Source organism: Pandoraea oxalativorans, assembly GCF_000972785.3.
Classification (GTDB): Bacteria; Pseudomonadota; Gammaproteobacteria; order Burkholderiales; family Burkholderiaceae; genus Pandoraea; species Pandoraea oxalativorans.
The window spans coordinates 362138-386174 of record NZ_CP011518.2 but is presented as its reverse complement, the minus strand read 5'-3'; the positions used below and the strand labels follow the sequence as shown (position 1 = coordinate 386174).

Genomic DNA, 24037 nt, shown 5'->3' with positions numbered 1-24037 from the left:
GGCGCCAGTACACCGACGGGGCAATCCGCAAGACCTTGCGGTTCGACGCGGAGCGGAAGGGGTCGCGAGGGGGATCGATTGGTTCAGGAGCGACTAAGTCGGCACGCCAGTTGCAGCGTTTCGCCTCCCGCCACGCCCCGGTGTCGAATCTATTCATGGCGTGCCCCTATCACCGCAATGCCGATCAAAAACGCGCGGTGCACCCCCCCAGGCTTTCGCGACCCGGGAACGGGGCTTGCTCCGCCCGCATGGTGGCATGACGAGCGTCGTTTTCTGCCATGGCGCCTTCGCTCGGTTTCGACTCATCGACCTGACAGTACCGTGGCGACTAGGCACCTGTGGCGCATGCGAACGGGGGGCATGCCAACGAGTGCCAAAAATCGTGCTTCGCCACCTGATTTCGAAAGGCAGCGACACCAGCACCGTGTAAAAAAGAACCGTCCACATCGACAATCCGGCGAGAAGCCCGCGAGGGCGGCGCACCTATGTAGTGCTATCAGGGTCGTCCGAAGTGGACTGCGTCGATGGCCATGCGTGTCGCGCGCGTGAGCGCCCTCTGGGGCGGCGCCACATCATCGTCAGCGCAGCGCGATAGGCGCCCGGCTCATACCCGGTTGCCTCCGCGTTTTTCTTCGCTTGCCACGGATAGCCACCATGCTCAATCGCGTAGGACCAACGACTTACCACCCCGCTCCCCCCCAAGCCGATCCACTTCAGGAGCAGCCCTCTGGCACCATCGTAGATGAACGAGTGGTTATTCCAGCCCCAGGACAACACGTCGTCGTTGTGGGGGGGCAAAACGAACTTATCCCGCCGGGACTGGGAGCCGCCGAGACCGAGAGACGCTTGCGGCAAATGTTAGGTGTCGATATGCCGCGCCCGTGGGCGGAGCGGCCCCAGACCGTCTCGGAGGGCGTCGCGCCGCAACGGACGTCCTCATTCGGATTTCCTGCGGGCGGGCGGGCGACGTCAGCGCCCCCAGATCATACATCGCAGCTTCCGAGGGGGTCCCGCGACGATGTCCCCTCGCAACCGGTCGCCGACCGCCCCGGCGCGCCGCAGCGGTTCGTGCCCGTGAACCGGCTGGAGGCGGGGCAAGATGGCTTCGCAGAGCTTGGCGCACCGTTGTTGCCGCGACTCGGGGGAGCGGGGAGAGAAGCGCACGTTTCGTTGCTCTCGAATGTAGCCACAGCGCCCGTGGCGCCACAACAAGAACTCCGTTTGGGAGGGCCGAAACTGTATTGGTTCTGGGCGGGCATGTCGATGGGCAACGGTCTGGCCCAAGTGCTGAAGACGGTTGCGAGCGCTGCACCGGTCTTCTCTGCGGGGTCAATCGTCGCGGGGGGCATCGAGGCAATCACCGTGTGCACAAAACGGCTCCGACAGCATGACGAGCAACGCGGCCTGAAAGCGGCGCTCAGAAAATTACGAGGCGCGACGGCGCTATTCGTGGAAGCCGCTAGGCGGACCAAGAGCAAGTCGGAGGCCCCGGGGGGAATTGCGCCTCCGTCGAGTAGCGACGCGTTGGCGGTGATCGAATCCGTCGAAACTTCGGTTCGACTGGCCCACCTTGAAAAGTCGGACGGGCCGTCACGGACGATGTTGGTTCGTGATACGCCTGTCCAGCTAAGCGGCGGGGCAGCGAAAACCGCCACGTTAATCGGCAAGCTTACGGGTTTCTTCCCGACCGTTGTATCGAGCGCGGTCAGCGCCATGCTCAGCACCATTGCAGGGGGGCTGCATGCCGTGCAAGGCAAGCAAGAGTGGGACCGCGCGGAGTCGGCAAAGCAGGCCCTGCGAACGTTTGCTGATGGCGCCGTCGCCCGGCCGGCCGCGCCGGAAGACGAACCGAAAGCCGTTTTGCGGGCGCTGGACCAGAGCGTTCGCCGGACAAGGGCGAGCACTCAGGGCGCCCGGTTCGATCAGTTGCTGCGCAACGCGCAGGGGGACGAACTCGAAACCGTGGTGAGGGTCGTGAACGAGGTTCGCACCGCCTTGCTTGAAAACTTGAGCGGTTCGATCCGAGCGTGCAATGATCAATCCAGGACGGCGAAGATACGCATGATGTACGGGCTGACCTCAGCCTCGCTTTCGGGCGCCGTCAGCGTATTCGCGTTAGCGGAAATGGGTGGACCGCTGGTGGAGGGCACGACGCTCGGCCTCACGGTATTGTCGACGACTTGGCTCGTGTATGCCGCGATTCGGCTGGGCAAGGCCGACCGGGCGCGGAAGCAGGCCGTTAGTCTGACGGCCACGCCGGAAGAGTGCGCAAACATCATGCACTGGGCAATACTTCCCCTCAACGACCTGGAGGGGGCCGTGAGAACCCAAGCGCTCCACGAGCGTTTCTTCACCAGCGTGCTGGTCTTGAGATTTCTTGCAAAACCGAAGCCGGTCGATAAGGATGCCCCCCAGGACCCCGCCGAGGCGGCATCGCACCTTCACCGCAAGATCGCCAAGCGACTGTTAGAGTTGGCTGCCTTTACCGAGGTCGAGATCGCTGCGCTCCGAACGGTCTCGCACGGCTGCGCGCCGCAGCAGCTTATCAATGCGGTCGAGTATATCTATGCCCATATTGTCGGAAATATGGCTTCGGAAAGGAAAATCTCGGACGTCACCGACACCTGGCTGACGTTACCGCGCCGCGCCGACAGCCCAGCCGCGTCAGGACCCGGCCACGAGCGGGCCGCGAACTGACGGCGATTGAAGGCGCGTAGGACCGGCAGCCTCACCCGGCGTTGCGCCCACGGCGCTGACAGCGTCATAGGCGAACGCGATCGTCACTCATAACGGTGTTGGGAGCACCAAGCACCGACCCTGTGGAGCGGCGGAGTTTTCATCGAAATTTGGCCTACGTGATTCACCGCCTCGCTCCGCCTATGAGCAGGAGATACCAAGGTGATCAGACTGAGCATGCTAGCCACGTTCAGGCGGACGTATTGGTATCGCTAGGATATCGGGGGACGACGAGCCAAATCGGCAAAGGTAGGAAACGATGCCCTTGGGCCACCATGCGGGCGGAGCACGCCCGTTCCCAGGTCGCGGAAGCCTGGGGGCGCACCGCGCGTTTTTGCTCAGCAGGGCGGTGATAGAGGCACCCCATGCACCGGTTCGACACCTGAGCGCGGATGGAGCGAAACGCTGCAATCGGCGTGCCGACTCAGTACTACGGCCGCAGAGTGTAGAGGAACTGGAGTCATCTGACCTTGCCCCGTTAACACTTACAGCAACGCACGCCGCGGGTAATATTGCTTGGTCCTCGGACGGCGGGCGGCGCCCGATCAAAGAATGGATTCGGTGGCGATTGTAAATAAATCCCGCCGCGCTCGGGCCGAAAGACCAAACGTCGCTATAGCGGCGTGCTGAATCGCATCCCGAAGATCCCGGAGTGCTTTTACCATCGCCTGAAACATTTTCGTCGGGCCGCCACTCGCTTCGACATGCGTTCGGGCAACTGTCTCGCCTGCGCCTCGCTTGCCTGTGCTTTTGGGCCGCTGGTGAGAACGCGAAAAACCCGTAGCCACCCAGCCTGGAGAAAACATGCGTTTAGGACCGCTCGGCCATACCCTATACCCCTACTCCACTCCGTCCGTCCCCGAGACGTTCGAGGAGCGGTTCCGGGCCCTGGACTTCAGGGAGACCGCCTCGCTCGAAAACTGCGCGGGGCTAAAGGAGTTTTTAAGGCGCGCCATCACCTATATAGAGCAGTCGGGCAACGGCGACAGCAGCGAGGATGTAGCCGACTTTCTGATGGGCATACGGGAGGATTTGCCAAACGACTTGGATGAGCCGCGGACGGAGATTGCCGCAGACGTCAAAAACATCCTTGAGGGTTTGCTGCGCACCGATCGACCTAGACACTCCGGGAAACGCCAAGCACCCGAAAAAACGATCGAAATACTCCGTGACTTGGATGCGCGATTGCATGGTTGGTGGAGACAACGGGCAGTTCAAGACGCTGAAGCGGGTTTTCCATCGTCTCTCAATCTCGACTCGACGCTGGGCACCGCCTCCACCGCGTCCGTTACCGAGACACTGGCGGAGTGGTTCCGGGCCTTGACGCTTGAGGAGGCCGCGTTGCTTGAGAACTGTGCGGGACTAAAGGAGTTTTTGCCGCGCGCTATCACATATATCGAGCATTCGGGCAATGGCGACAGTAGCGAAGTCGTGACCGACTTTCTCATGGGCATACGGGACGAATTGCCAAACGACTTGGATGAGCCGCGAACGGAGATTGCCCTAGACGTCAAAAACATCCTTGAGGGTTTGCTGCGCACCGACCGACCTCGGCGTCCCGGGAGGGGCCAGGCACCTGAAAAAACCATCGAAATACTCCGTGAGTTGGGTGCCCAATTGTATTGTGGGTCGAGACAACGGGTGGCGCCGGACGTTGAGGCGAGCTTACCCTTACCTTACATTCTCGGTTCCGCCCGAGGCACCATGGAATTTGAGCTACGTCTCCAGAACTTGCCTGATAAGCAAAAGACGCTGATTGTGCAATGTGAGGGGCTCGGGGATTTTCTGGAGCGGGCAACCGACTTTTTATTAACCCCAAAATACCGCGGCCATAACGTAGTCGTGGCCCACTATTTGATGGGCAAAGTCAAAGAGTTGCCCGCACAGTTGTCTGAGCCGGACCCGCCGATCTCCGACGACGTTAAAGCCGTGTTCAAAGAGTTGCTGCGCACTAACCAACATTGGTTCTTCTCTTGGAAAACCGAGTTGCCTGAAAAGACGTGCAGAAAATTTGAGGCCATACGCAACCTCATCTATCTCGACCAGCTGGACGATCGTCGGACCTCTGTGCGAGCCCCCAAGACCACCGTTCCCTGTTTTGATGGTTTTGAAACCGAGCACGAGAAGAAGGGTAGATAGAGGTGGCGCCGCTTGTCCGGACAGGGGCGCCTAGATTTCAAGTGGAACGTCCGGGGCGGTCATGCTGCCGAGGGAATCGCCGGCGGCGCCGCGAAGTATCCCTCACCGGGCGACGGATCGACCCGGCTCGAACGAGAACGTTTGCGATGGTGCCGCTCAAGGGATTGGCGAATGGGGCGCCGGCCGGGGCTGCCGGAGTCGTGGGCGCTGAAATACATCGCTTCGTACTTGATGTTGCGCCACAGGCGCTCGACGAACACGTTGTCACGCCAAGCGCCGTTGCGACCAGCGACAGCCGCATGCTTCGGCCCAGCACCGCCTCGGTGAAGGCCCCCGCTGTGAAATGGCTGCCGCTGTCAGCAACGGGATGAAAATGACCCACGAGGGGGTGCGGACAAAATCTGGGACTACCCTGGAGATAGTTCATGTATTCATACGAAGACCGTATTAAGGCGGTTCAGCTATACACTAAGTACGGCAAGCGCACGGCCCCTGTTATTCGCGAGCTGGGTTACCCGTCATCCAAAAACCTGCCGCGCTGGTACCGTAAATATATTGAGGCGGCTGACTTGCCGAAGGGATACAGTCGCTCACACCCCAGATATGCTGCCGAGCAAAAGAAGGTTGCCGTCGATCACTATATGAATCACGGTTGCAGTCTTGCGGGAACGAGCAGAACCCTAGGTTTTCCCGGCAGTGACCTTGCCTCGTTTTCACGTACAGCAACTCACGCCACTTGCCGCATCGCTTCGTAAGCGGACGGCGTGCGGTACCCGATCGACGAGTGAAGGCGTTGGCGATTGGTAAGCACTCGATGTGTACCGTAGAAGCGGTAGTTGACGCGCCGGTGCTTGGCGGTTATCGAATGGGCTCGATCCTGGCGGTGTCGGGCAGTTGCTGGGCCACGTTCCATGGCAGCAACGCGTCGATCCGATTGACCGGGTGATCAGCAATGCGCTCGAGCACGTAGGCGAGGTAGGCTTCGGGGATGATGCCGTTCAAGCGCGCCGTGCCGATCAGGCTGTACATCGCGGCAGCGCGCTCACCGCCCGAGTCGGCGCCGGCAAACAGATAATTGCGGCGTCCGATCGCCACGCCGCGTAGCGCACGCTCGGCAATTAGGTTATCGATCTCCGCCTGCCCATCCTCGCAGAAATAGGCGAGCGCGGGCCGGCGGTTCAGGGAGTACTGAATCGCGCGGGTGGTGTCGGACTTCGCAGAGAGTGTTGGCAGCACGGATTCGTACCACTGCCGTAACGCTTCGAGCCGAGGTACAGCCTGGGCCTGTCGCACTTGCCGTCGCTCGTCCGGGGGGGGGCCCGGATTTCGGCTTCTATGCGATATAGCTCGCCGATGCGGTGCAGCGCTTCTTCTGTAATGGCGTTGGGGCGTACTGCGTGCAGGTCGTAGATCTTGCGGCGCGCGTGCGCCATGCACGCCGCTTCGCGGATGCTTCCGTCCTCAAAGAGCGGCGCGTAACCGGCAAACGCATCGGCTTGCAGCACCCCGTTAAAGCTTGCCAGATGTCGCTGTGGGTGCTCGCCCCGTCGATCAGTAAGCGTTCGATCAGTACCGTAGTACGAGTCGTTGACGCGGCAGTGATAGCCGGTTATCGGATCGGCTCGATCTTTGCGGTGTCGGGCAGTTGCTGCGCCACGTTCCATGGCAGCAACTCGTCGATCCGATTGACCGGGTGATCAGCAATGCGCTCGAGCACGTAGGCGAGGTAGGCTTCGGGGTTGATGCCGTTCAAGCGCGCCGTGCCGATCAGGCTGTACATCGCGGCAGCGCGCTCACCGCCCGAGTCGGCGCCGGCAAACAGATAATTGCGGCGTCCGATCGCCACGCCGCGTAGCGCACGCTCAGCGATCAGATTATCGATCTCCGCCAGCCCATCCTCGCAGTAATAGGCGAGCGCGGGCCAGCGGTTCAGGGAGTACTGAATCGCGCGGGTGGTGTCGGACTTCGCAGAGAGTGTTGGCAGCACCGACTCGTACCACTGCCGTAGCGCTTCGAGCCGAGGTACAGCCTGTGCCTGTCGCACTTGCCGTCGCTCGTCCGGTGGTTTGCCCCGGATTTCGGCTTCTATGCGATATAACTCGCCGATGCGGTGCAGCGCTTCTTCTGTAATGGCGTTGGGGCGTACCGCATGCAGCTCGTAGATCTTGCGGCGCGCGTGCGCCATGCACGCCGCTTCGCGGATGCTGTCGTTTTCATAAAGTGGGGTAGTGACCACATAGCTGCCAAAAGTGCCATTTGCGAATGCGGACGTCGCCAGATCGTGCAGACTTACGCAGCCCTGCCGCCCGCCGAGCGCGCACAAACGCTCGTCATCACCGGCACAAATCACAGCCGCGCTAGGCTTCAAAGGCACCGGCAAGAAACACCGACTGCTGGACCGGCTTGATACCATGCAGGCCGAGCGACGGCACAGCAAAAATTACGAGCCGGTATCGCGTGCTCGCTACGAGGCTGAGATTTTCACAGACGATACCGCGCGCCTGCCGGCTGTCGTCATGCGCGAGGCCGAGAAGACGGCCGCGCTTGAAATCAGCCAGCTTCGAAGCCATGCCGGGCACGCGCACACGAAGGACGGCTCCCCGAGCGGCAAGCCGCAGAAGCAGAAGGAGCCGGGCGGTCACGAGTTGTCCTACGACGCATAAAAAATTTATGGACATCCTCGTTTTTTTCAGGGCAGGTCAGGGGGAGACGTCGTTCCCATTTTGAGGAACTTGTTCACTTGGATCATCTTTTGCGGAGAGGTGTTTATATTCAGGGTCGATTCTGTCATCCAACAGTTTAAGATCCAAGGCATAGAGTTTAGCTATTGTTTTTTCAGGCGTTTCGGTTATCCCAAATATTCCATATCGATGAGTGCGCAGCAGCTTCTTGAGTTCGTTTTTTACTTCTACAGGAATATCGGGCTCCGGCTTAGCTAGCCCCTTGGGCAAAACGGAGAGTTCGCCCATCAAATAATGGGCCACTCGCTCATTAAAGCGAGCGTTATCGCCTGACAAAAACTCCTTAGCATCCTTCAAAAACTCTCGTAGACTCGTACACGACGCAAGCGAATGGCGGGCCTTGTCCCCCAAAGCATCGTACCGCTTCTTTAACCCGGCAGTGTGCGGGTCGTCAACGTCTGCATGCACGGCAATGACATCGTCGTCTAGAGCACCCAATAGATTTACTGTTTTCGCCGCCGCTGTGGCAAAGAGGCACCGCATCCGCCCGTCGGGGTTGATAACCCACTTCTGCCTGTACGTGACCTCCGGATGTACGAGTGGCGCGTCCGGCCTCGCCCCTGTGTCCATGTAGAGCTGCTCGTCAGACAGTTTGCTCTCACTGGTGATGGACATCACCATATGGGCCCCGTTCTGCGAAATGGAGAAGTTATTTTTGCACATCCAACCATTAGCGCTGCGATCGAAGCGTGGATCCTTTGCTGCGGCCTCATTCATCAATTCTTGCACTGCGTTGGCGGACAGCATCAGAAAGCCCGCTGAGTTCACCTGAGCAGACGGGAGCGTCCGGTTCTCGTGAAGACGCTCTGCGATTTCAATATTAGCTGCCATGTCAGCGCCCTCGGCCCAAACGTTCTCGGACGTGTAAGGGCCCAGGCCGTCGTTCATCTCGAGCTCGTAGACGCATTGGCCGTGGACAGGGGGTTCCTCATTGAAGATGGCCAACCAATACATAAGACGCGGCGGTGGTTCTCCCCTCTTACGCTCCGGGTCATCCAAAATATCCTTATCTGGTAACGTGCACTCCCGGTTGGCCCAGTCCGTCAGGTGAGCTGTCATGTCAATTTGGAGCGTCGTCGTGGACACGGCAGCCACACCGCCCTCCACGGAGTTCGCTTGCACAGGCTGCCCACTATCCCTCTTCGCCTCCCTCTCCAGAGCCGCGGTCATGACGTCTTGCGGCAAGTCGAGGATCGCTATTGCTTCGGAAGGTAGGGCTGATGCTTCCACTGTCATCGCGACGCCCGTGCCCTTGCCAAGTCGAGCTTCAATGCCGAGGGTAACCAAGCCTGTAGTCGTGTCGTACACCGCGCTAAATCTTGTTCTTTGGGTTTCGGGGGTAGCCATCGCCTTCAACGCGAAGTAATTCTTCGCCTTGGTGACATCGTCCTTCGCGCTCACCGCGGCATGAAAAAGTGTGTTGGCCTCGTTGATTTGGGGGCCGGCGACTCGGGGGCCGGAGAAACAGTCACAAATTGAGTTCCAGATTTTCTTGAACCAATGGTTCCAGGCCGCGGGGTCGGCCTTTTGCATGTCTTCAACGGCAATAAAGAACTGTTTGTATGTGCCGTTTTCGAAGAATTCGAATACTAACGGTTCGTCCGCTGTCGTGCCGGCGTTAATGGCTGGGGGTGGGGCGTTGGTGGAGTCGATGCGCATAGTATGTTCGCCTGACTATCGTTATGATAAAGGACGGCTTGCTAACGAAGGCGGGGGCCGTCAGCCGCAGTTTTCCCGCGATAGCAGTGCCGGCGTTCTTGCCGGCGGCGAGGCCCGGCGCCCGGCAGCACGCGTTTTTCTGCTGCCTCGCAAGCTAAATTCGACAAAACGCAGCGGCTGTGGGGTTTTGACGGTCCGAGCGCGTTCGATGTTTTGCTGTCATTCTGGGCCTCGGCGCAGAGACTGGCATCAGGCGAACGCCTGAAGTCATTGCGATATTGTCGGGCTGTCCGGGGTACCGTCAAGGTCTGCGTTTCCGCCACTGTAGGCCATCGCCGTTGCCTTCACATGTTGGTCAGGTTGGGCGCGTCGTTCGCATCACTGCCCCGCCACTCTGGTAATAGTTCTTGCCCTTGATAAAGATGTCCGAGTCGGCGTTGGTCGCGTTGATGCAGTCGGGCGTAACAGCTTTCGCGGTATTGGGGAATATCGACCACATAGCTGCCAAAAGTGCCATTTGAGTCGCCATACCTCTGGCTGGAATGAGTCAATCTGTCTATCATATGCTTCTATGATTAAATAGAGAGGCAACCCGGTGAAGCGACAATGGGACGAGGGCGAGCTCGACGCGCACTGGACGCTGACCGCAGAGGAGCGGGCACTGCTGCCTGGGCGAACTGGTCATGGCCAGTTCGGGTTTGCCGTACTGCTCAAATATTTTCAGTATGAGGGCCGGTTTCCTGACTCGCGCCGTGAGGTGCCCGCCGAGGTGGTGCGTCACCTGGCCGAACAGTTAGCGATTCCCATCAAGGCGCTCGACGACTTCGATTGGCAAGGACGAACCGCAAAGCGTCAGCGTACTGAGATCCTGTCGTGGCTCGGTATCCGGCGGATGACGGCCGCCGACTGGGATGCCTTGGCGTTGTGGTTGCGTGCCGAGTTGCTGCCGGGCGATCATTCTCTTGAGCAACTGACAGAACGAACGGACGACTGGTTACAAAGTCAGGGTCTCGAATCGCCCGGCACGCATCGACTGGACAGATTGTTACGCGCCGAGGCACATGCGTACGAATCCAGACTGTTGACGGATATTGCCGATCACATTTCCGATACGTCGCGCACTGCACTGGACCGCCTGCTGGGTGCCGCAGATGATGGGGGCGACGAGAGTGGCGATACGTCGGCGCCGGAGCGGGAAATCAGCTTTTCGCATTTGCGCCGGGACGCGGGGCGCGTCAGTCTCGAAACCCTATTGCAGGAACTGGCGAAGCTGAAAGCGATCCGCGGACTTGTGCTGCCGACAGTCACACTGGCAACGGTGCCACCGAAATGGCTGCAGAAATTCCGTCAGCGGGCAGGCGTTGAATCGATCTGGGATTTGCGGCGACATCCTCCACACATTCGCTATGGCCTGGCGGCCTCGTTCTGCTTTCAGCGACAGCACGAAATCGTCGATGGCCTGATTGATCTGCTGATGCAGATCATCCACAAGATCGACAGCAAGGCCGAGAAGAAGGTGGAGGAGCAATTGCTGGAAGATTTCCGTCGCGTGCGCGGCAAGACCGGTGTGCTGTTTCGTCTGGCGGAGGCGGCCGTCGATCATCCGGATGACTCCGTCAAACAGGCACTCTACCCGGTCGTCGGATTGCAGACCCTAAAGGATCTCGTCAAGGAGCACAAGGCGACGGGGCCGGCTTTTCGGCGTGTCGTTCATACTGTTCTGCGGGCGTCGTATAGCAACCACTATCGCCGCATGTTGCCTCACCTGCTTGATGCACTCGAATTTCGCAGCAACAATGAAGCGCATCGCCCGGTAATCAACGCACTGAACCTTTTGCGCCAGTACCGCGATAGCCGTCAGCAGTATTTCGCCGTCGACGAAGTGCCGGTCAAGGGCGTCATCCGCGACAAATGGCGGGAGATCGTGATCGACGAAGACAAGGACGGCAAGGAGCGCATCAACCGGATCAACTACGAAATCTGCGTATTGCAGTCGCTGCGTGAGCGGCTGCAATGCAAGGAAATCTGGGTGATCGGTGCTGAACGCTACCGCAATCCTGACGACGATCTGCCGGCGGATTTCGGGGAGCGACGCGAGGCTTACTATGAAGCGCTTGGGCACCCTGCAGATGTCGAACTGTTCATGGCCGGTATCCGGCGGACGATGATCGAGGCATTGACCGCGTTGAATCAGGGGCTGCCAAAAAATTCACGCGTCACCCTGCGCCCGACAGGCAAGAACCGCATCTGTCTCACGCCGCTCGACGCACAACCCGATCCACCGAACCTGCAGCGTGTGAAAGCGGAGATATTCAAACGCTGGGCGTCGACTGGCCTGCTCGATGTGTTCAAGGAAGCGGATCTGCGCATCGGATTCAGCGATGCATTTCATAGCGCAAGTACGCGCGAAGTCGTGGATCGCGCGACGTTGCAACGCCGACTGCTGCTCTGCCTTTATGGTCTGGGCACCAACACCGGACTGAAGCGCGTGCTGACCGACGAACACGCAACCACCTACAAGGAAATCCGCTACGTTCGCGAACGTTTTGTCCGCAAGGACGCGCTGCGCGACGCCATTGCTCGTGTCGTGAATGCCACATTCGCCGTGCGGCAAACCGCCATCTGGGGAAACGGTAGCACCACCTGTGCATCCGACTCCAAGAAATTCGGCGCGTGGGACCAGAACCTCATGACCGAGTGGCATATCCGCTACGGCGGTCGCGGCGTCATGATCTACTGGCACGTCGAACACAAATCAGTCTGCATTTACTCGCAGCTCAAGCGCTGTTCGTCGTCCGAGGTCGCAGCCATGATCGAAGGCGTGCCGCGGCATGAGAGCAACATGGAGATACAGAATCACTATACCGATAGCCATGGCCAGAGCGAAGTTGGCTTCGCGTTTTGCCATCTGCTCGGCTTCGAGCTGCTTCCACGTCTGAAGGCGATCGCATCACAAAAACTGTATCTCCCGACGGCCGGCAGTGGCGCCGACTACGCGAATCTTGAACCGGTGCTGACGCGCCCGATCAACTGGACACTGATTCGGCAGCAATACGACGAGATGATCAAGTACGCGACGGCGCTGCATCTCGGCACCGCCGAAGCAGAAGCCATCCTGCGGCGCTTCCAGCGCAGCAACCGGCAGCATCCAACCTATCAGGCGCTTGCCGAACTCGGCAAGGCAATCAAGACGATTTTCCTGTGCCGCTATCTGGATTCGGAAGCGTTGCGCCGCGAAATTCATGAAGGGCTCAATGTCGTAGAAAACTGGAACAGTGCGAACAGCTTCATCTTCTTCGGCAAGGGCGGAGAGGTCGCGACGAACCAGCTGGAAGACCAGGAACTGTCAGTGCTGGCCCTTCACCTGCTGCAGATCTGTCTGGTGTATGTCAACACGCTGATGATCCAGCGTGTACTGTCGGAGCCACGTTGGTGGCGAATGATGCAGGCCGCCGACTTCCGCGCGCTGTCGCCGTTAATCTATGCCCACATCAATCCATACGGTCGGTTCGATCTGGACATGGGTAAGCGGCTGTCGCTCGAGGCGTTAGCGGCCTGAGCGAAATCGTCATCCTATCAATAGGGCTTGCCCAAGTGATCGATTTCAGCTACCCCACAAAGGCCAATCAATGAAATCAATTTTCAATTTTGATCGACTTACCGTCACAACCTGTCAGATCCTTGTGATCGGAACATGATCGTCGGCTACGCACGTACCTCTACCGTCGATCAGAACGCCGGATTTGAGGCTCAACTGAAAGAGCTTCGCGCCGTCGGTTGCGAGAAACTGTTTCAGGAGCAGGTTTCGTCGATCGGTGAACGCATCCAGCTTGCTGCTGCGCTTGAATATGTGCGGGAAGGTGACGTGCTGGTGGTCACGAAGCTCGACCGGCTGGCCAGATCCGTCGCAGACCTGATGACAACAGTGCTGACCCTCGATCGCAAGAACGTGGGCCTGCGCGTGCTGAACCTGGGCATGGACACGCATACCCCGACCGGCAAGCTGATGCTGACGGTCCTGGGTGGAGTCGCGCAGTTCGAACGGGAAATGATGCTCGAGCGCCAGCGCGAAGGCGTGGCCAAAGCCAAGGCAGCGGGCAGATACAAGGGGCGCAAGCCGATTGCCCCCGAACTTCGGGATGCGGTCCTGCAGTTGGCGTCGCTCGGAACGACGAAAGTCAGTATTGCCCGCCAACTTAACTTGGGCGAGGCCACCGTCTATCGGATCCTCGCCGCGGCCAAGGCGGCCGAGTCAGGCTGAGACTGTCGGGCCGCGACGTCCTCATTCGCAAATGGCACTTTTGGCAGCTATGTGGTCACTACCTGAAAGTGGCGCGTAACCGGCAAACGCATCGGCTTGCAGCACCCCGCTAAAGCTTGCCAGATGTCGCTGTGGGTGCTCGCCCCGTCGATCAGACGTGTAAGCAAACCAAACGGCAGGCGCTTCATTGGAGCCGCACGGCCGGTCATCACGCACGTACACCCAGAGTCGCCCGGTCTTGGTGCTACCTCGCCCGGGCTCTAACACCGGCAATGGTGTGTCATCGCCGTGGACCTTGGTGCCGCCCAGCGCGTAGGCACGCAGAGCTTCCACCAGCGGATTTAACAACCAGCTCACGCGCCCCAGCCAATGCCCCATCTGCCCAGCATCGAGTTCCACGCCATCCCGGGCATAGATCGCCTGCTGGCGGTACAGCGGCAAATGGTCCAGGAATTTGCTGGTGATAATGTGTGCGAGCAGATTCGGGCCAGCCATGCCACGCTCAATCGGGCGGCTCGGTGCCGGCTGCTGCACAATCGTGTCGCAACAGGCGCACGCCAGCTTGGGGCGGCGGTGGCGGATCACACGGAAGTGCGCCCGTACGTATTCGAGTTGCTCCGAGACGTCTTCGCCCAGCGGCTTGAGATTACCGCCGCAGGCCGGGCAATCTTCGGCCTCGGGTAGGTAGAGGCGCTCTTCACGCTCGAGGTGCTCCGGTAACGCAGGGCGGGCGGGACGTGCTTTAGACTCACGCTGAATCGGCGCCGCAGCTTGTGCGGCACCTTCGTCGGCCTGCAGATCCTCCAGGCGCAGCTCGAGCTGTTCGATCTGGCGCGCAAGCTTCTCCGACTTTCGCCCAAACTGCATGCGCTTGAGCTTGTCGATGAGCAGTTTCAGATGCGCGACTTCTTGCTCGCGCGATGTGAGGCGCGTTTGCAGCGCGGCGAGCTGTATTTCGCGCTCGTGCAAAACCTGCTGGCTAGCCAACACCAACGCCTTGAGGGCATCGATGTCGTCAGGCAGATTGGCGCGGGAGAAGCTCATGACGTAAGCCTATCGCCCAGAGCACCCGCTGCCTATCGGATATCTCCCAAAAAATACGTTATCTCGCACTGCGTGGGCGAGCCGCGTCGATGGGCTCGCGCCAATCGAACCCTTCAAGCAAGAGTGAGAGCTGCGCGGTGGTGAGTGCCACCACACCCCCCTCGGCCCGTGGCCATGCAAACCGGCCTTTCTCCAGCCGCTTTGCCAGCAGGCACAGCCCGCCATCGCTCCAGTACAACGCTTTGAGCAAATCACCGCGCCGGCCACGAAACAGAAAAATGTGCCCCGAAAACGGATCCTTTTGCAGTACCACCTCGACCTTGGCCGCCAGACCGTTGAAGCCACAGGGCATGTCGGTCACGCCCGCGGCGATCCACACCCGCGTATTTGATGGCACGCCGATCACCGAAATGCCTCCAACACCGTGCGGAGCACCTGCGCATCAACAGAACCGGAAACCTTGACTGCCGCCTTACCGATCCGTACTTCGATCGTGCCTGGATCCCGCTGCACTTCAGCAGATATGGGGGCGAGCGCGCGCCCTGCATGCTCGAGGGCTGCGCGATCGCTGACGAGCGTCACTGGCAGCAATGGCGCGGGTTCGATGGCAAGCTGCGCCCGATACTTGCGCCGCCATTTGAACAGCATATTGGCGTTGATGCCATGCTCGCGCGCAAGCTTTGAAACCGATACCCCCGGCTCGCACGCCGCCGCTGCCAGGCGCTGGCGAAACGCCACATCGTAGTTCGGACGACCACGCCGTCCATTCCCATGATTCTTTTCTGATTCCATAGTAGTTCCCGTCACTTAAGTAGCGGGAACTACTTTCCCAATACTTCATATCGCTCACAAGACGGTATGAATCGAGCGCTTACGGCGATTGTAAAAGCCTTCGATCCAATCAACCACGTCCAGTCGCGCCTGCGTTCGCGTCTCGTAGTGGCATCGCGACGTTGGCTCGACCTTTAGGGTCTTAAAAAAAGCTCTCCATCGGCGCATTGTCTCACGCATTGGCACGCCGGCTCATCGACATGGGCATGCCGTACCCCTGAGCAAGCTCGCGATGCGACCAACTCGCGTATTGCACGCCGCGATCGCTATGTACAATCAAGCCCCGCGGCGGCCGACGTTGCCAGTACGCCGAGCGCAGCGCCGTACCCACGAGCTTGGCATCGATGCGCTCGGACATCGCCCCCCCGACGATGCGCCGGCTTCCCAAGTCCAGAATGGCCGCCAGATACAACCAGCCTTCGTCCGTCGCTAGGTACGTGATATCCGCGACCCGCGCCTGATTCGGTGCCCAGCCATCAAAGCGTCGCGCCACCAGGTCCGGCGCCACCGGCAAGCGGTGCGCCGAGTCTGTGGTCGTCTGCCATGCCCGCCGGTATACCGGCCGTAACCCTTGACGTATTAGGCTGCGGCGCACGCGCTCCGCACTCGCCTTCATGCCCTGGGCGGCCAGCGCCTTGACCAGTCTCGGGCGTGCGTAGCAGCCGCGGCTGAGCGCGTGCAAACGGGCGAGTTCGTCATCGAAGGCCGCCTGCCGCTGCCGGCGCTCGCTTGGCCGCCATACCCGCCATTGGCAGTAGCCATTGCGCGAGACCCTCAGCACTCGGCACAGACGGCTTACGTTGTATTGGTCGCGGTGAGCGTCGATCCATGCATACTTCACCGCGACCCCTTCGCGAAGTATGCCGTCGCTTTTGAGAGGATTTCCACATCGAGTTTGGCACTGGCTAATTCCTTGCGAAGCCGGCTGACTTCCGCCTCCAGCTCCGATACGCCGGGCTTCGCGCGGCTCACAGAGGCGGCCGCGCCTGGCGTGGCCGCCCCGCCTTCGCGCTGCTTGCGCGCCCAGTTGCCGAGGGTCGCCACCGGCACGCCCAGACGGCGTACCGCCTCATTGTCCCCGACTGAATTTGCCAGTCTTGCCGCCTCCACCCGGAACTCATCGGTGTAGCGACGATTCGGTACGCCTTTTTCGCCCATATCGTCCTCCGTTCAACAGATTATCCAACTTCTCTGCTGTACGTCGTTTCGCGGCAAGGTCAGCATCTCCGTCAGACAGTGCACCGGCGTCCTGCTGCGCGGATCGCTCAGATCTCCAAAAGCGTCTTCAATACTGAGAACTTTACTGTTCATCTTTTGCTGCGCAAAAGACAAAAGTCAACGACTTCGCAGCAGAGTTTACAAGCGAAATCTTAATCCCATGATTCCAAAAGGTAATTCCTTCGTGCGAGGGCCCTGCTGGCGGGGCCGGGGGCGGAGAATATTCAGGTGTCCACCTGAGGGAGGGGCGGGGCGAGCCGGCCCATCATGGGCGCAGCGACCTGCCTTGCGCGCGGGCCGCCACCGCCCGAACGCAGCCACGTCGACGGGGCCTGGGGCCGCCAGGCGGGGGTGCGTCGGACGACGCGCACGCGTGCGGCGGCGCGTCGCTGCCGGGTTTCTCGGCGGCTTTCTTGTCAACACGCCGACTCGTCAAGACGGTCGGACTGGAGAACTCATCGTGGCCCTCCCGGCTGTTCGCATTCACGGCAATTTCCTAGCAAGCGCTTTGCGCCAAAACACCGTCTCCTGGGGGGACGAGTTAAAGTCAAATCTGGTGTACGGGGCGTGAGCAAGATTAGGCGGCCAGGGGCTGCTGAGCCGGTGTGCTGTCGGTCACCGGCTCTCCATCCTTGAACGTCATCCCGTCAAGCATCGTCGCGATCTTTTCGGGGGCGCGGATGCGCCGCCACGAGTCTTCGGCCGACTCGATCAGCTTGAATGCCAGGCCGAGGAACGTCGCGCGCGAGACGCAGTTGCGCGTGCGCTTGGTGCGGTGACGCACCGTCGCGAAGGTCGATTCAATCGGATTCGTCGTGCGCAGATGCTGCCAGTGTTCGGCCGGGAAATCGTAAAATGCCAGCAGCTCGTCGCGATCTTGCGTCAGCTTTTCGACCACCTTCGGATACTTTGCCGAGTGGGTATCAACGAAGTGATTGAAGGCAACCAGCGCTTCGGCACGCGTGGCGGCCATCCAAATGTCCTGCATCGCCTTTTTGGCGCGGGCCTGCTGCGATTTCGGCAGCGCGTTGAGCACGTTGCCCATCTTGTGGAACCAGCAGCGCTGATGCTTGGTCTGCGGGAACACTTCTTCCATCGCTGCCCAGAATCCCATCGCACCATCTCCGCAAGCCAGCAGCGGCCCTGACTGCAGACCGCGCTTTTTCAGATCGAGCAGCAGTTCGGCCCACGACGCCTTCGATTCCCGATACCCGTCACTGATCGCCACACGCTCTTTCGTTCCGTCCGGTTTGACACCAATGATCACCAACAGGCACTGGCCGTCGGAATCGTCGCTGCGCACGCCGGTGTGAATGCCGTCAGCCCACCAGTACACCCAGCGCGCCAACGACAACTCACGCTGATTCCACTGAGCATGCTCATCGGCCCATTGCGCCTTCAGACGACTCACCACATTTGGCGACAGGCCGCTGACCTGGCCGCCCAGCATGATGCCCATGGCTTCGCTCATGTCGCCCGTCGAGATGCCTCGCAGGTACAGCCACGGTAGTGCGGCCGACACGCGTGCGGATTTGCGAACGTACGGCGGCACGACCGCCGAATTGAAGCGGATGCCCGAACCCGAGCGATCACGCACCTTCGGTACCCGAACCGGCACCGGACCGATGGCCGTGACGACTTCGCGCTCTGGTAGGTAGCCGTTGCGCACCACGGCACGCCGACCGTCGATCGACCTCACGTTGCTGTACTGTTCAAGCATGCTCGCCAGTTCCGCTTCGACTGCCTGCTCGATGATCTGCCGCGCGCCTTGCTGGATCAGTTCATCGAGCGCGCTCTTCGTTTGTGCTTTTCTGCCGTTCGTTTCTTTCATAATCTTCTTCATGGTGGTCGGGGCCGGCTCGCGCCGGCTTTGCTCGGTGTGCCTTCGACAAGCAACATTCTCAGCTAAACCGCCACCGCCTTCTCATATTTCCCAAAGCACTCCGTACACCAGATTCGACAATAGCTCTGGGGGGATGCCGGTGCGCGCTCCTGTACGCTAGCTTTCGGCAACTTCGTCGACCGGCTTTGCGGCACCGAGCGCGCGGCCGTGCTCGCGGCGATGGACGTAGTGCAGCGCCGAACCGAAGTCGGCAACGCGAGCCCGGGCGATGGCGGGGGGAGCGACCACGACGTGATACAGGCCTATTCCTTGCTGAAGAAGCAGCTCCCGGAGGTGCGCTTCTCAGAGGATCTCGACACCGGGACCTTGGTCATCACTGGGCTTGCCGCGAAGTCCCTCACGATGACGGTGGGCAAGGACGCGATTCCCTACCTCCGCCTACAAGGTTGGAAAGACATTGCCAGTCTCTTCCAGAGCGCGCATCAGGACGCCGCGCAGGGCGCCTTCACGCGTCTGGTTTGCGCCCCCACGGGGGCGGCGCAACTGGCCGCGTTCGCTGATTTGTACCAGTATGTGCGCTATATTTCACCCCCCCCCAATGACCTGGCAGGTATCGTCCCAGGGGCCGGCAGTCTTTCGCGTCGGCGAGCTGGCCATCCCGTGCTATACAGAGCACGCCGCACTCGCCAACCCGATCAATGTCGTCGAGACGGCTCGCCTGCTGTGTTTGATCCACTATGAGAACCAGCATGTGCTCAGCAAGTTCCACCAAATGCCAAAGGTCGTGCCGAAGCACACCGATATGTCGATCGACGTTCAGATACGCTATTTGCGCAGCGAATCCCCGCTTGTCGATGCACTCAAGCGCCTTGGGCTGCATCAGCATGACGACGACGGGCGCTACGCGGACGAGCTGGGTCGCTCGGTGGGGGATCTGGCTGCCGGCTTTCACACGGCGAGCGATGAAGACATTGGGGACTTCGTGGGACGGTCGACTCTCCACGCGCAGAAACTGGTGGGCATCCTGAGTGCTGACTTCAAGGAGTCCGCTCGTGACATACTTGCGGTACACAAATTCGCCTGACGGGACCGGCGCGTCCCGGTCCGGCCGGGGCCGACAGGCGGGGCCCTTAGCGTTTGGCGCGAGCGCCGGGCCCGGGCGGCGCGGCACCGCGCGGCCGTGCGTCATGGTTACCCCTCGCGGCCCCGGCGCACGGCGGCCCACGCTCGCACCTAACGACGGCGGCGGCCCTCCCCGGGTGCGCCTGCCATGGGCCACGGCCGCCACGTTGGCGAGCGAGTGCCCGAACCCTTATCCCCGGGTCGGCCGAGGCTACATGCTGTACCCATTTCTGGACGTGTTGCGCCGAAAGCTCGTAGGCTGGCAGGTCGATGCCGAGCAGAGCGTGCTGAACAGCGAAGCCTCAAAGTACTGTGCGCTCGCGAAGCGATACAGCCCAACCAGGTGATGCTGCATTCGGACACCGGCGGCCCGATGAAAGGTGCGACGATGCTCGCCATCCTTCAGACGCTGGGTGGCATGCCGTCGTTGAGTCGCCCCGGCGTGAGCATTGGCAACCCTTATTCCGAGTCGTGGTTCACGACTCTAAAGCACCGGCCGACTTACCCGCTGGGGGCATTTGACACCTGGGGGCCTGAACGTCGAACGATTGCGCCAGCAGGTTTGGCGCCACCGGCAAGACGTGGCGCGAGTTTGTCGTCGCCTTGAACTTGCGCTTTTGCCGGCAACGCAGGCCCAGTTTGCTCCGGATCCGTTTGATGCGATGCACGCCTACCCGGACACCGCGCTGCGCCAATTCACTTTGCAGTCGCTCGGGACCGAAGGTTTCCCGCGTGCGACGGTGAGCGGCCTGGATTTCGGCTTCCAGCCGGGGCTCTGCCTGCTCTCGCCTCGAGGGTTGACGCCCACGCCAGGCGTAGTATCCGCTCACCGAGACACGCAGCAGGCGACACAGTGCCGGCACGGGATAGTGGGGTCGCATCTGCTCAATCGTGGCGTACTTCATCGCGACTGCCTGGCGAAGTAGGCCGCAAACTTTTTTAACTGATCACGCTCCATCTTGACCTCTGCGAGCTCGCGCTTGACGCGGCTCAGCTCTGACTCGGCCTCTGTCTTCGGACGTTGTGTGCTGCCGATCTTCGCGAGGTCTCCGGCCTTGTCCGAGCGTTGCCAGTTCCCCAGCGTCTTGATCGATATTGACAGCCGCCTGGCCGCCTCGCTACTGCCAACCTCGTGCGCCAGCTTGACCGCTTCTGCACGAAATTCCGGCGTGTAGCTCGCTTTGGGAATTCGATTCATGGTGCTCTCCGTCTCGTCATTGTACGAAACGTTGGCTTCCACTTTTTCCGACCGACCTCAATCCTTCCTTCGCCGCGCGCAACGCCGTCACCTCGACGGCCTCGCCCATGGCCGAGAGATTCAAAGTGCGCAGCAGCGCCAACAATTCATCGCGCGCACTGGCCATGTTGGCTCCTCGACGGAATCAGACGGTCGTACCCCGACAAATCGATGACGCCCTTATCGATGGCCGGTGCCTGGGTCGGAGTCGTTTTTACAATGAGCTCGCGCACCGCATCGAACGTCGGCAATTGCTGCTGGTCCAGCAGCAGCCCGATCGCGCACTCAACTTCAGCTTCGCTCGTGCTCGCTGCCAGATGTAGCAGGCGCAGATACTCCTTGTCGGCCCCGGCAGGTTTGCCTTCGAGCAGCGCGTCATAAGCGCGCCGGAAGACGGTCGTCGGGAACAACTATTCCCGATAGCAATAATTGGCGAAAGCGCCAGGCTTTCGTAGCAAAGACCGGATCAGGTGACGATAGTCGATACGGCGCTGATTGCGGCCAATCAGCCTGGGCAGCGTCAGCACATGCGCAGTACCATGATGCAGTTCCAGTGTTTCCGAGCGAACCCGCACTTTCACACTCGCACCGATCAGGCGCGACGGCACGGTGTAATGGTTGTTGAGCACCCGGATCAGGCTAAAACGCGACACCCTGACTGTCAGCTCGCGCGTGAAGTCCAACGGTGCCGCCGGCAACGGCCGCAGGGCAGCACGGTCGGCTTCAAAGCGAAGTGTGCGTGTTAGGTTGCGGCTTCGTACCAAATCGCTCAGAAACCGTTCGTACGCGGTACGATCGTCGAACTCTCGGCTGCCACGTACACGCAGCGCCTGGTCTACCGCAGTCCTGAAGCGGAAATGCGACTGCTCGACATCGCCGTTCTGATTGGCGCAACCTGCGGTATTGGCTGACGGCTGCATGCCGTAGTGATTCAGCAAGCCTCGGTAATTGGCGGTGAACTCGTGCCGGCCGTCACGATCCAAATCTCGCACCGCAGCCGTGAGGCTGTCGGTCCGATGCCATTGCGGAGCACCTCCGATTTGCCACAGGCCAGCTTCCAACCCTTCGGCTAAAGATTCAAAGCTCTCCGGGAAGCAAATGCGGTTCGCTTCGACGTTCGAGTACGTCAGGACACGGTGATACACAAGATGCTCAAACGGAGCGCCGGCTATCGTCACTCCGAGTGAATTCATCTCAGTAAAGTCGGACTGCGCCATCCGCCCCGGAACATGCTCCTGCGGGAACATAATCTCCCGCTCCGGACCGCTTTGCGCACGCCACGCCTGCACATGGCGCTGCAGCGTGCGCAACTGGTTTTCCTGATACCGCCCGGGATACACCTCGCAGAGCAGAACACACAGCGTCTTGGCGAGTTAAAGTCAAATCTGGTGTACGGGGCGTGAGCAAGATTAGGCGGCCAGGGGCTGCTGAGCCGGTGTGCTGTCGGTCACCGGCTCTCCATCCTTGAACGTCATCCCGTCAAGCATCGTCGCGATCTTTTCGGGGGCGCGGATGCGCCGCCACGAGTCTTCGGCCGACTCGATCAGCTTGAATGCCAGGCCGAGGAACGTCGCGCGCGAGACGCAGTTACGCGTGCGCTTGGTGCGGTGACGCACCGTCGCGAAGGTCGATTCAATCGGATTCGTCGTGCGCAGATGCTGCCAGTGTTCGGCCGGGAAATCGTAAAATGCCAGCAGCTCATCGCGATCTTGCGTCAGCTTTTCGACCACCTTCGGATACTTTGCCGAGTGGGTATCAACGAAGTGATTGAAGGCAACCAGCGCTTCGGCACGCGTGGCGGCCATCCAAATGTCCTGCATCGCCTTTTTGGCGCGGGCCTGCTGCGATTTCGGCAGCGCGTTGAGCACGTTGCCCATCTTGTGGAACCAGCAGCGCTGATGCTTGGTCTGCGGGAACACTTCTTCCATCGCTGCCCAGAATCCCATCGCACCATCTCCGCAAGCCAGCAGCGGCCCTGACTGCAGACCGCGCTTTTTCAGATCGAGCAGCAGTTCGGCCCACGACGCCTTCGATTCCCGATACCCGTCACTGATCGCCACACGCTCTTTCGTTCCGTCCGGTTTGACACCAATGATCACCAACAGGCACTGGCCGTCGGAATCGTCGCTGCGCACGCCGGTGTGAATGCCGTCAGCCCACCAGTACACCCAGCGCGCCAACGACAACTCACGCTGATTCCACTGAGCATGCTCATCGGCCCATTGCGCCTTCAGACGACTCACCACATTTGGCGACAGGCCGCTGACCTGGCCGCCCAGCATGATGCCCATGGCTTCGCTCATGTCGCCCGTCGAGATGCCTCGCAGGTACAGCCACGGTAGTGCGGCCGACACGCGTGCGGATTTGCGAACGTACGGCGGCACGACCGCCGAATTGAAGCGGATGCCCGAACCCGAGCGATCACGCACCTTCGGTACCCGAACCGGCACCGGACCGATGGCCGTGACGACTTCGCGCTCTGGTAGGTAGCCGTTGCGCACCACGGCACGCCGACCGTCGATCGACCTCACGTTGCTGTACTGTTCAAGCATGCTCGCCAGTTCCGCTTCGACTGCCTGCTCGATGATCTGCCGCGCGCCTTGCTGGATCAGTTCATCGAGCGCGCTCTTCGTTTGTGCTTTTCTGCCGTTCGTTTCTTTCATAATCTTCTTCATGGTGGTCGGGGCCGGCTCGCGCCGGCTTTGCTCGGTGTGCCTTCGACAAGCAACATTCTCAGCTAAACCGCCACCGCCTTCTCATATTTCCCAAAGCACCCCGTACACCAGATTCGACAATAGCTCCGTCTTGGCCTGCAACGCCGGATCTCGCTGCAGTTGCGCCTGGACCCACGGCCAATCCGTCAGGAAAGGGTTGGTTCGGGTACGGTGCGTTGTCGGCGCCTTCATCTGGCTCGGCAGCTTGCCGGCGCGTTCGTATTTGCGTACCGTCCGCTCGCTCATGCCGGTCCTGGCTGCCGCTAACTTCTGGCTCGTTCCTTTGCGTCGTTCTTCCAGCAACAATCTGATTTCTCCGTCTTGCTTCATGTGGCCTCCTTGCGGAGGCTGCACGATAAACAAGAGCCAGACCGGAATCGGCCCAGCTCTCTTCAACCGGCAAATCTAATTGTCGCCACCGGAATTTCTAATTGTCGCTGGACAGGCATTCCGTCGCCATGCGGGCGCACGAAGCCCTGTCCCAGGCTGCGA

General features: G+C 60.5%; 19 protein-coding genes and 5 pseudogenes. 8 read left to right on the top strand and 16 right to left on the bottom strand.

From position 1 onward, the window contains the following. Positions 1-1263: 1263 nt before the first annotated feature. Entirely contained in the window at positions 1264-2697 is a 1434-nt protein-coding gene (locus tag MB84_RS26370) for a hypothetical protein (RefSeq protein ID WP_157123041.1), read from the top strand. Between the two features lie 843 nt (positions 2698-3540). Further along, the gene (locus tag MB84_RS26365; protein WP_052653814.1) at positions 3541-4875 is read left to right on the top strand and encodes a hypothetical protein; all 1335 of its coding nucleotides are present in this window, start codon (positions 3541-3543) and stop codon (positions 4873-4875) included. Positions 4876-4934: 59 nt separating this feature from the next. On the opposite strand, the gene MB84_RS31845 is transcribed toward MB84_RS26365, so the two are convergent. After that, positions 4935-5135 (bottom strand): hypothetical protein, encoded by a 201-nt coding sequence (locus MB84_RS31845; protein WP_157123039.1) that lies wholly within the window; start codon positions 5133-5135, stop codon positions 4935-4937. A 165-nt stretch (positions 5136-5300) separates the two neighbouring features. Between MB84_RS31845 and MB84_RS30275 the strand changes: the two are divergent. Continuing rightward, a pseudogene (locus MB84_RS30275) lies at positions 5301-5567 on the top strand (IS3 family transposase); the annotation flags it as partial. Between the two features lie 166 nt (positions 5568-5733). Here MB84_RS30275 and tnpC (MB84_RS26360) read toward each other — a convergent pair. Together tnpC (MB84_RS26360) and tnpC (MB84_RS26355) are read right to left on the bottom strand one after the other, a co-directional pair. Continuing rightward, positions 5734-6428 (bottom strand): annotated as a pseudogene (gene tnpC / locus MB84_RS26360) (IS66 family transposase); the annotation flags it as partial. Between the two features lie 56 nt (positions 6429-6484). Then, a pseudogene (gene tnpC, locus MB84_RS26355) lies at positions 6485-7075 on the bottom strand (IS66 family transposase); the annotation flags it as partial. 211 nt (positions 7076-7286) lie between these two features. On the opposite strand from tnpC (MB84_RS26355), the gene MB84_RS26350 reads away from it, so the two are divergent. Next, a complete protein-coding gene (locus tag MB84_RS26350) occupies positions 7287-7538 on the top strand; it encodes a hypothetical protein (RefSeq protein ID WP_052653811.1) in 252 nt (83 codons plus the stop codon). Between the two features lie 36 nt (positions 7539-7574). Here MB84_RS26350 and MB84_RS26345 read toward each other — a convergent pair whose 3' ends face one another. Beyond that, on the bottom strand, positions 7575-9275 hold the full coding sequence (locus MB84_RS26345; protein WP_052653808.1) for a hypothetical protein: 1701 nt from the start codon (positions 9273-9275) through the stop codon (positions 7575-7577). A 355-nt stretch (positions 9276-9630) separates the two neighbouring features. Next, entirely contained in the window at positions 9631-9792 is a 162-nt protein-coding gene (locus MB84_RS30270; protein WP_157123035.1) for a hypothetical protein, read from the bottom strand. Between the two features lie 78 nt (positions 9793-9870). Between MB84_RS30270 and MB84_RS26340 the strand changes: the two genes are divergently transcribed. Together MB84_RS26340 and MB84_RS26335 are read left to right on the top strand one after the other, a co-directional pair. Beyond that, entirely contained in the window at positions 9871-12834 is a 2964-nt protein-coding gene (locus MB84_RS26340) for a Tn3 family transposase (protein WP_052653805.1), read from the top strand. A gap of 135 nt (positions 12835-12969) precedes the next feature. Further along, positions 12970-13536 (top strand): recombinase family protein, encoded by a 567-nt coding sequence (locus MB84_RS26335; protein WP_052653802.1) that lies wholly within the window; start codon positions 12970-12972, stop codon positions 13534-13536. Between the two features lie 21 nt (positions 13537-13557). Here MB84_RS26335 and tnpC (MB84_RS26330) read toward each other — a convergent pair whose 3' ends face one another. The 5 genes and pseudogenes from tnpC (MB84_RS26330) to MB84_RS26305 all read right to left on the bottom strand — a co-directional run bounded on the left by tnpC (MB84_RS26330) (position 13558) and on the right by MB84_RS26305 (position 18472). Beyond that, entirely contained in the window at positions 13558-14580 is a 1023-nt protein-coding gene (gene tnpC, locus MB84_RS26330) for an IS66 family transposase (RefSeq protein ID WP_281192328.1), read from the bottom strand. A 58-nt stretch (positions 14581-14638) separates the two neighbouring features. Then, positions 14639-14986, bottom strand: a complete 348-nt coding sequence (tnpB, locus tag MB84_RS26325) for an IS66 family insertion sequence element accessory protein TnpB (RefSeq protein WP_052653799.1) — start codon at positions 14984-14986, stop codon at positions 14639-14641. Then, positions 14983-15372: an IS66-like element accessory protein TnpA gene (gene tnpA / locus MB84_RS26320; RefSeq protein ID WP_052653796.1), complete on the bottom strand. Its 390-nt coding sequence runs from the start codon at positions 15370-15372 to the stop codon at positions 14983-14985. The genes tnpB and tnpA overlap by 4 nt, the downstream gene beginning before the upstream one ends. A 54-nt stretch (positions 15373-15426) precedes the next feature. Continuing rightward, a pseudogene (locus MB84_RS26315) lies at positions 15427-16569 on the bottom strand (IS3 family transposase). 637 nt (positions 16570-17206) lie between these two features. Next, the gene (locus MB84_RS26305) at positions 17207-18472 is read right to left on the bottom strand and encodes an IS256 family transposase (RefSeq protein WP_046290953.1); all 1266 of its coding nucleotides are present in this window, start codon (positions 18470-18472) and stop codon (positions 17207-17209) included. A 598-nt stretch (positions 18473-19070) separates the two neighbouring features. Here MB84_RS26305 and MB84_RS26295 point away from each other — a divergent pair. Next, entirely contained in the window at positions 19071-19556 is a 486-nt protein-coding gene (locus tag MB84_RS26295) for a hypothetical protein (protein ID WP_052653791.1), read from the top strand. A 253-nt stretch (positions 19557-19809) separates the two neighbouring features. Next, positions 19810-19941: a hypothetical protein gene (locus MB84_RS31525; RefSeq protein ID WP_281192327.1), complete on the top strand. Its 132-nt coding sequence runs from the start codon at positions 19810-19812 to the stop codon at positions 19939-19941. A 180-nt stretch (positions 19942-20121) separates the two neighbouring features. Here MB84_RS31525 and MB84_RS31275 read toward each other — a convergent pair. The 6 genes and pseudogenes from MB84_RS31275 to MB84_RS26270 all read right to left on the bottom strand — a co-directional run. Further along, a pseudogene (locus MB84_RS31275) lies at positions 20122-20792 on the bottom strand (transposase); the annotation flags it as partial. A 16-nt stretch (positions 20793-20808) separates the two neighbouring features. After that, positions 20809-20958 carry a hypothetical protein gene (locus MB84_RS30265; protein ID WP_245725599.1) on the bottom strand — a complete coding sequence of 50 codons (150 nt, stop codon included), beginning with the start codon at positions 20956-20958 and terminating at the stop codon, positions 20809-20811. Continuing rightward, positions 20939-21241, bottom strand: coding sequence for a hypothetical protein (locus tag MB84_RS31270; protein WP_245725598.1), 303 nt, complete (start codon positions 21239-21241; stop codon positions 20939-20941). Before MB84_RS31270 ends, MB84_RS30265 begins: the two co-directional genes overlap by 20 nt. Then, positions 21242-22141 (bottom strand): Mu transposase domain-containing protein, encoded by a 900-nt coding sequence (locus tag MB84_RS26280; RefSeq protein ID WP_245725597.1) that lies wholly within the window; start codon positions 22139-22141, stop codon positions 21242-21244. A gap of 99 nt (positions 22142-22240) precedes the next feature. Continuing rightward, positions 22241-23506 (bottom strand): IS256 family transposase, encoded by a 1266-nt coding sequence (locus MB84_RS26275; RefSeq protein WP_046290953.1) that lies wholly within the window; start codon positions 23504-23506, stop codon positions 22241-22243. An 81-nt stretch (positions 23507-23587) separates the two neighbouring features. Further along, positions 23588-23875: a MerR family DNA-binding transcriptional regulator gene (locus MB84_RS26270; RefSeq protein ID WP_245725596.1), complete on the bottom strand. Its 288-nt coding sequence runs from the start codon at positions 23873-23875 to the stop codon at positions 23588-23590. Positions 23876-24037: the final 162 nt, after the last annotated feature.